Below are 8,362 nucleotides of genomic sequence, written 5' to 3' on the forward strand. Positions count from 1 at the left end.
GGGACGCCGCGGCCGCGCCGCGGGGAGCCGCGCTACGGGAGCTGCGCCGCCCGGTCACACCGCGTGGTGGTGGTGCCGACGGACGCTGACCGCACCGGCGGCCGCGCCGGCCAGGGCCATGCCGCCGAGGGCGCCGAGGCCGATCTGCAGCTCCTGCAGGCCAGGCTCGTTGATCCTGAGGACCCGGGTCACTGACGGTTGGGCCCCCTTGGCCGAGCTGGCCGGCTGGCTCTGGACGCTGGTCTGCTGCGGGGCCTTCTCGCCATCGTCCGGGCGGGCGCTGGCGGGGCCGGCCATCGCCAGGCCGACCAGTGCCGCCGCGCCGATGGTCGCGAGCGAGGTGCGTCGTGCGGCTCGTGAACCGAAGCTGTGGGTCTTCCCGAGGACGGCCTCGGTGTCGGTGGAACGGTGCTGCGTGGTGTTCATGGTCTGCTCCTTCGTCGTGTGTGCGATCTGCTCACACCTCGACGATCCCGGCAGCGCGCCCTGCGCCACATCGGGATGTCCCCCTCAGATGAGGGCCGGCCACCCCTGAGATCCGTCGCACCCACGCACGCCGGGCTGGAGGGGAACCCCTGCCCCTTCCCCCGGTACGCACTCGTAGGTGATGCTGTGGACATGGAGCCACGCGAGGCGTTTGCGTCCGCGGGGGCACTGACGCAGGGGCTTGCCGACACGGGTTACCTCGCCGACGACGCCCTCGCCACGGTTGCCTGGCTCGCACTGCGGCTGGAGCGACCGCTGCTGCTCGAGGGCGAGCCGGGCACCGGCAAGACGGCCCTGGCCGAGGGCATCGCGGCCGCTCTGGACCTGCCGTTGATCCGGCTCCAGTGCTACGAGGGCATCGACGCGACCCAGGCGCTGTACGACTGGGACTTCCCTCGCCAGATCCTGCACCTGCGTGCCATCGAGGCGGTCGCCGCGGGTGAGCAGGACGTCGCCGCGGTCGAGGACCAGCTGTTCGACCAGCGGTTCCTGCTGGCCCGGCCGGTGCTCCGGGCGCTGCGCGAGTCGCCCGTGGTGCTCCTCGTCGACGAGATCGACCGCGCCGACGACGAGTTCGAGGCGTTCCTGCTCGAGGTGCTCTCGACGTGGCAGGTGACCATCCCCGAGCTCGGGACGGTCGCGGCCGCCACCCCACCGGTCGTCGTGCTCACCTCCAACCGCACCCGTGAGCTGCACGACGCCCTCAAGCGGCGCTGCCTCTATCACTGGATCGACCACCCCAGCCTCGAGCGCGAGCTCCAGATCGTCCGCAGCCGCGCCCCGCATGTGTCCGCGTCCCTTGCGGCACAGGTCGTCTCGGCCATCCAGCGGCTGCGCCACGACGAGGGCCTCATCAAGCCCCCGGGTGTCGCCGAGACGCTCGACTGGGCGCGCGCGCTGCAGGAGCTGGGTGCTTCGGACCTCGACTTCGAGACGGCGTCGGCGAGCCTGGGCGTCGCGGTGAAGTACCGCGAGGACGCCGACCGGGTCCGCGCCGCCCTCGACCGGATCCTGGCCACGTGAGCGCCCTCGCCCCCGAGCACGCCGCGGACGAGATCCTCCTGGGGTTCGCCAGGGCGCTGCGGGCCGCCAGCGTCGCCGTCACCGCCGACCGCGAGCGCACCTACCTCGACGCCGTGTCGCAGGTCGGCCTGGGCGACGAGTCCGGCACCTACTGGGCAGGCCGGGCGACGCTGTGCGCGTCGCCTGCCGACCTCGAGCCCTACGACCAGGTGTATGCCGCGTGGTTCGGTCTCGAGCGCGCGACCTCGCGCGCACGCCGTGAGACCACTCGCACCGTGGTGCAGGCCTCGCTCGAGACCGGGCGCCGCGACGGTGACGACGGGCAACCCCCGGAGGACGACGTCCGCGCCGAGGCCAGTGCCGTCGAGGTGCTGCGGCACCGTGACGTGGCCACGTTGAGCCGTGCCGAGCGCGATCACCTCGCGGCGCTGTTCGCGACGCTGCGGCCGCGGGCGCCCCGGCGTCCAGCGCACCGTCGGGCACCGGCCCGGCGCGGCGAGGTCGACGCGCGCAAGACCCTCCGCGAGCAGCTTCGTCGGATGGGCGAGCCCGGCCCGATCGCCTACCGGCACAGGGGAACTCGCGCGCGTCGCGTGGTGCTGCTCGTCGACGTCTCGGGGTCCATGAGCGCCTATGCCGATGCCCTGCTCCGGGTGGCGCACGCCTACACCGCCACGGGGCTCCCGGTCGAGGTGTTCACCCTCGGCACCCGGCTGACCCACGTCACGCGCCCGCTGCGCCAGCGCGACCCCGAGCGCGCCATCATCGCGTGCGGGGCGATCGTGCCCGACTGGTCGGGCGGCACCCGCCTTGCCGAGGGCGTCAAGGTGTTCCTCGACCGCTGGGGTCGTCGGGGCATGGCGCGCGGCGCAGTGGTCGTCCTGTTCAGCGACGGCTGGGAGCGCGACGAGCCCGAGGCCCTCGGTGAGCAGATGCGCCGACTGCGCGCGGTCGCCCACCGTGTCGTGTGGGTCAACCCGCACCGGGGCAAGCCGGGCTACCAGCCGCTGCAACAGGGGATCGTCGCGGCACTCCCGCACGTTGACGACTTCGTGGCCGGTCACTCGATGGCGGCCTTCCAGGAGCTCGTGGAGGTGGTCGGTCGTGCGTGAGGTCCTCCCGGAGCTGCTCCGCTGGTGGCGGGCCGGTGCCACCGTCGGGATCGGCACCGTCGTGGCCACGTGGCGCTCCGCGCCCCGACCGGCCGGGGCGGCCATGCTCGTGGGGCCCGGTGGTGAGGCAGTGGGCTCGGTCAGCGGTGGCTGCGTCGAGGGAGCCGTCTACGAGCTCGCCCAGGCCGTGGTCGCCGATGGCGTGCCGGTCCTGCAGCGCTATGGCGTCAGCGACGACGACGCGTATGCCGTGGGCCTCACCTGCGGGGGCATCCTCGACGTGTTCGTCGAACGGGTCAGCCGCGACACGTTCCCGGAGCTGGAGGAGGTCGCGGACGACATCGAGGCCGGACGTCCCGTCGCGGTCGCCACCGTGATCGAGCACCCGGACCCCGAGTGGGTGGGCCGCCGGCTCGTCGTGCGCCCCGAGACCGACGGACCGGCCGCCTCAGCCGAGCGGCGGTCGCTCGGCTCGTCCCGCGCGGACGACGCCGTGACCGACGACGCCCGCGGCATGCTCGCCTCCGGCCGCACCGAGACCCTGACCTACGGACCCGACGGGGAGCGCCGCGGTGAGGGCATGCGGGTCTTCGTGTCGTCCTTCGCCCCGAAGCCGCGGATGCTGGTGTTCGGGGCGATCGACTTCGCGGCTGCCGTGGCACACCAAGGGCACTTCCTCGGCTACCACGTGACCGTGTGCGACGCCCGTCCCGTCTTCGCCACCACAAGCCGGTTCCCCTCGGCCGACGAGGTCGTGGTCACGTGGCCGCACCGCTACCTCGAGGCCGAGCGCGATGCCGGGCGCGTGGACGCGCGCACCGTCATCTGCGTGCTGACGCACGACCCCAAGTTCGACGTGCCGGTCCTCGAGGTCGCCCTGCGGCTGCCCGAGGTGGGCTACGTGGGGGCGATGGGCTCGCGGCGCACCCATGACGACCGGATGGCCAGGCTGCGTGAGGCCGGGCTGACCGAGGCCGAGCTGTCGCGGTTGTCGAGCCCGGTCGGCCTCGACCTGGGCGCCCGCACCCCCGAGGAGACCGCCGTGAGCATCGCGGCCGAGATCATCGCCCTCCAGTGGGGTGGCCGGGGCGAGCGCCTCGGCCGACGGGAGGGCCCGATCCACCACCACGCGCCGACGCTGGTGGCCGCGACGAGGGGACCCGAGGAGGCCACCGGAAACCATCCGGATTGACAGTTGCCACCGCCCGGGCCAGCGACGAGTATCCGAAGAGCCGGGCCGCCCAGCCAGCGTTTTCGTCACAGAGAGGTGATCGAATGACCCGCATCAGCGTCACGGTCGACGGCGTCGACTACTCCGACGAGGTGGAGCCGAGGACGCTCCTCGTCCACTACCTGAGGGAGCAGCTGGGCAAGACCGGAACGGTCGTCGGGTGCGACACGAGCAACTGCGGCGCGTGCACCGTGCACCTCGACGGTCGCAGCGTGAAGTCCTGCAACGTGCTCGCGGTGCAGGCCGACGGGCACGAGGTGACCACCATCGAGGGGCTGGCGCGGGACGGCGAGCTGCACCCGATGCAGCAGGCCTTCCACGAGTGCCACGCGCTGCAGTGCGGCTACTGCACACCCGGGATGATCATGCAGGCCATCGACGTGCTCAACGACAACCCGAACCCCACTGAGGACGAGATCCGGGTCGGGCTCGAGGGCAACCTGTGTCGCTGCACGGGCTACCACAACATCGTCAAGGCAGTGCAGCAGGCAGCCGGCGCCGGCGCGACCACGGGTTCGTCGGCTGGCACGACCAGCGGTTCGACGCTGGGTGGTGAGCCGGTATGACCGCCGTCGACGACCGCCCGGTGGCCGAGGTCGGCAACCGGCGCCTGCGCAAGGAGGACCAGCGACTCATCACGGGGCGCACCCGCTGGACCGACAACATCCAGCTCCAAGGCATGCTGCACGCCGCGATGGTGCGCAGCCCCCTCGCCCACGCGATGGTCACCGCCATCGACACGACGGCGGCACGCAAGGCACCCGGGGTCGTCGCGGTCCTCACTGGTGCGGACATCAAGGACACCCAAGGCGCAGTCGCCAACGCGTGGCCGATCACCACGGAACAGAAGGCGCCGGCCCACCTGCCCGTCGTCGTCGACCACGTGGCGTGCGCCGGCGAGATCGTCGCCATCGTCGTGGCGCGAACCGCGGCGCAGGCGCGGGACGCCGCCGAGCTCGTCGACGTCGACTACGACGAGCTGCCGGCCGTCCTCGACGCCAAGGAGGCGGTCGAGGACGCTGTCCTGGCGCACCCTGCCCTCGGCACCAACAAGTCAGCCCTGTGGCGGCTTGACTCCGGCGAGCAGGGCAGTGGGGGTGACGTCGACGAGGAGATCGCCAAGGCCCGGGTCGACGGCATCGTCATCGAGCGCGAGATCCGCCAGCAGCGCCTCATCCCTGCCTTCACGGAGCCCCGGTCGACCGTCGTCGACCCCACGGGTGAGCAGATCACGGTGTGGACGTCCACCCAGGTCCCCCACATCCTGCGGTTCCTCATCGCCGCCACCACCGGCATACCGGAGTCGAAGGTGCGGGTCATCGCCCCTGACGTCGGCGGTGGGTTCGGCGGCAAGCTCCAGACCACCGCCGAGGAGTTCGCGACCCTCGCGGCCGCCCGCCACGTCGGCAAGCCGGTGAAGTACACCGAGACCCGGTCGGAGTCGCTCGTGTCCGGCCACCACGGCCGCGACCAGTACCAGACGATCACCCTCGCCGCGACCAAGGACGGCACGGTCACCGCACTCAAGGTCGACCTCGTCGCCAACCTGGGCGCCTATGTCGGCCTGGTCGGGGGAGGCGTCCCGGTCCTCGGTGCGTGGATGTTCAACGCCATCTACAAGTTCCGCGCCTACCGGTTCACGGTCCAGACCGTCCTCACCAACACCACCTGGGTGGACGCCTACCGCGGCGCCGGTCGTCCGGAGGCGACCTATGCGATCGAGCGGGTCATGGACGAGCTGGCGGCCGAGGTGGGGGTCGACCCGCTGGAGATCCGTGAGAAGAACTGGATCAAGCACGAGGAGTTCCCGTTCACGTCGGTCGCGGGCATGACCTACGACTCGGGGAACTACGAGGCGGCCACCGCGCGCGCCAAGGAGCTGTTCGACTACGACGGTCTGCGCCGCGAGCAGCAGGAGCGCCGGGACCGCAAGGACCCGGTCCAGCTCGGCATCGGGGTCTCGACGTTCACGGAGATGTGCGGCCTGGCGCCGTCGCGGGTCCTGGGCAGCCTCAACTACGGCGCAGGTGGGTGGGAGCACGCCTCGATCCGCATGCTCGCCACCGGCAAGGTCGAGGTCATCACGGGGACCTCACCCCACGGCCAGGGCCACGAGACCGCCTGGAGCCAGATCGCCGCAGACCGCCTGGGGGTCCCGTTCGAGGACATCGAGGTGCTCCACGGCGACACGCAGATCTCCCCGCGCGGCCTCGACACCTACGGCTCGCGGTCGCTGGTCGTCGGTGGTGAGGCCGTCGTGCGAGCAGCCGACAAGGTCGTCGAGAAGGCCAAGGTCGTCGCGGCGCACCTGCTGGAGGCCAGCGTCGACGACCTGGAGTTCTCGCAGGGCCGGTTCACCGTACGCGGCACCGACAACGGCATCGGCATCACCGAGATCGCGACGGCGCAGTTCACCTCGCACAACCTCCCGGACGGCGTCGAGTCCGGCATCGATGCCGATGCGACGTTCGACCCGGACAACTTCTCCTTCCCCCACGGGACCCACCTGTGTGCCATGGAGGTCGACACCGAGACGGGTCAGGTCACGATGCGCAAGTACGTCTGCGTCGACGACGTCGGGCAGATCATCAACCCGCTCATCGTGGAGGGGCAGGTCCACGGCGGCATCGTGCAGGGCATCGCGCAGGCCCTGTGGGAGGAGGCCGTCTTCGACGACCAGGGCACCCTGGTGACCGGCTCGTTCGTCGACTACACCCTGCCCACCACGGCCGACACCATCAGCTTCGTCACCGAGAACACCACGTCCCCGTCGACGAGCAACACCCTCGGCACCAAGGGCGTCGGCGAGGCCGGCGCGATCGCCTCCACACCTGCCGTGGTCAACGCGGTCGTCGACGCCCTGCGTCCCTTGGGCATCAACGACATCCTGATGCCGTGCACGCCCGAGCGGGTGTGGAAGGCCATCCAGTCGGCCGGCTCGAACCAGGCCGACGCCACCACCGGTGACGCGCAGCCGCACTTCGACGCAGGCGCCCCCAACCAGGACACGCCCGATACCGGCACCGCGACGGACGGAGCAGACCAGTGATCCCCGCATCGTTCGACTACGTGGCGCCGACCTCCGTCGCCGACGCCCTGGCTGCCCTGGCCGAGGCAGGCGACGACGTCAAGGTCCTGGCCGGCGGCCAGAGCCTGCTGCCCATCCTGCGGATGCGGCTCAACGCCCCCGACAAGGTCGTCGACCTCGGCCGGATCGAGGAGCTCAAGGGCGTGTCCGAGGATGGCGACCACCTCGTGATCGGCGCCATGACCACGTATGCCGACGTGCTGGCGAGCGACCTCGTCCGCCAGCACGCGGGCGTGCTCGCCGACGCGGTCGCCGAGGTGGCCGACCCGCAGATCCGGCACCGCGGCACGGTCGGCGGCGCGCTCGTCCACGCCGACCCGGCCGGGGACGTCGGAGCGCCCGCTCTCGCGCTCGACACCGAGTTCGTGATCGCGGGCACCGGTGGCGAGCGCACGGTGGCGGCCGGCGACTTCTTCCTCGACCTGTTCGAGACGGCGGTGGGCGAGGGCGAGCTCCTCACCGCCATCCGCATCCCGAAGCACACCGGTTGGGGCCACCGCTACGAGAAGTTCGTGCGGGTCTCGCACCAGTGGTCGATCGTGGCGGTGGCGGCAACCGTGCGGGTCGAGGGCGGCAGCATCGCCGAGGCACGGATCGGCCTGACCAACATGGGGTCCACACCGCTGCGCGCCACCTCCGTGGAGCAGGCGCTGGTCGGCAGGGCGGCGACCGACGAGGCGGTGCGCGTCGCCTGCGCCGCCGCGGCCGACGGCACCAACCCGCCGTCGGACCTCAACGGTGACAGCGACTACCGCAAGCACCTCGCGACGGTGCTGACCCGTCGTGCGGTCCTCGCGGCCGCAGGAGCATGAGCCCGTGGAGCTGAGCCACAGCTTCACCGTCCCCGCGGACGTCGAGACGACCTGGGCCACCTTCATGGACCTCGAGGAGGTCGGGGGCTGCTTCCCGGGTGCCACGGTCACCGAGGCGAGCGCCGAGGGTTTCGCGGGGACGGTCAAGGTCAAGCTGGGCCCGATCGCCCTGGTGTATGCCGGGACGGGCGCCTTCGTCGAACGTGACGACAGCGCGCACCGCGCCGTGATCGAGGCCAAGGGCAAGGACAAGCGCGGCAACGGCACGGCCGGGGCCACGGTGACCATCCAGCTGACCGACGCCGGCGACGGCTCGACCCGCGCCGACGTCCAGACCGACCTGGCCGTGACCGGCAAGCCGGCGCAGTTCGGGCGCGGGGTCATGCAGGACGTGTCCGACAAGCTGCTCGGGCAGTTCGTCGGGTGCATCGAGGGCAAGCTGTCGCCGGCCCGGGCTGCGGCTGCCGCACCCGGGGCCGGCGCTTCACCCGAGGCTGCCGCAGGACCCGAGGCTGCGGCTCCCACCGCCGCACCCCTGGCCGCCGCCGCACCCGAGGACGGCGCCGCACCCGAGGCTGCGGCTCCCACCGCCGTGCCTCCACCTCAGCCC

At 72.0% G+C, this 8,362-nt stretch carries 8 protein-coding genes; 7 read left to right on the forward strand and 1 reads right to left on the reverse strand.

Annotation, left to right across the window (positions count from 1 at the left end):
• Window positions 1-54: 54 nt before the first annotated feature.
• The gene (locus AC1DV7_RS10255; protein ID WP_477597016.1) at window positions 55-426 is read right to left on the reverse strand and encodes a hypothetical protein; all 372 of its coding nucleotides are present in this window, start codon (window positions 424-426) and stop codon (window positions 55-57) included.
• 192 nt (window positions 427-618) lie between these two features.
• On the opposite strand from AC1DV7_RS10255, the gene AC1DV7_RS10260 reads away from it, so the two are divergent.
• The 7 genes from AC1DV7_RS10260 to AC1DV7_RS10290 form a co-directional block, all read left to right on the forward strand.
• Entirely contained in the window at window positions 619-1,509 is an 891-nt protein-coding gene (locus AC1DV7_RS10260) for an AAA family ATPase (RefSeq protein ID WP_477597017.1), read from the forward strand.
• Complete coding sequence (locus AC1DV7_RS10265; protein WP_477597018.1) at window positions 1,506-2,621, forward strand: vWA domain-containing protein; 1,116 nt, start codon at window positions 1,506-1,508, stop codon at window positions 2,619-2,621. Before AC1DV7_RS10260 ends, AC1DV7_RS10265 begins: the two co-directional genes overlap by 4 nt.
• Window positions 2,614-3,813: an XdhC family protein gene (locus AC1DV7_RS10270; protein ID WP_477597019.1), complete on the forward strand. Its 1,200-nt coding sequence runs from the start codon at window positions 2,614-2,616 to the stop codon at window positions 3,811-3,813. Before AC1DV7_RS10265 ends, AC1DV7_RS10270 begins: the two co-directional genes overlap by 8 nt.
• 83 nt (window positions 3,814-3,896) lie before the next feature.
• Complete coding sequence (locus AC1DV7_RS10275) at window positions 3,897-4,418, forward strand: (2Fe-2S)-binding protein (RefSeq protein WP_477597020.1); 522 nt, start codon at window positions 3,897-3,899, stop codon at window positions 4,416-4,418.
• Window positions 4,415-6,901, forward strand: coding sequence for a xanthine dehydrogenase family protein molybdopterin-binding subunit (locus tag AC1DV7_RS10280; protein WP_477597021.1), 2,487 nt, complete (start codon window positions 4,415-4,417; stop codon window positions 6,899-6,901). The genes AC1DV7_RS10275 and AC1DV7_RS10280 overlap by 4 nt, the downstream gene beginning before the upstream one ends.
• On the forward strand, window positions 6,898-7,752 hold the full coding sequence (locus AC1DV7_RS10285) for an FAD binding domain-containing protein (protein ID WP_477597022.1): 855 nt from the start codon (window positions 6,898-6,900) through the stop codon (window positions 7,750-7,752). Before AC1DV7_RS10280 ends, AC1DV7_RS10285 begins: the two co-directional genes overlap by 4 nt.
• A gap of 4 nt (window positions 7,753-7,756) precedes the next feature.
• Window positions 7,757-8,362: SRPBCC family protein (locus tag AC1DV7_RS10290; protein WP_477597023.1), on the forward strand; the 606-nt coding region annotated here is incomplete at its 3' end.

The sequence above is a fragment of the Pedococcus sp. P2_E4 genome, assembly GCF_056403935.1.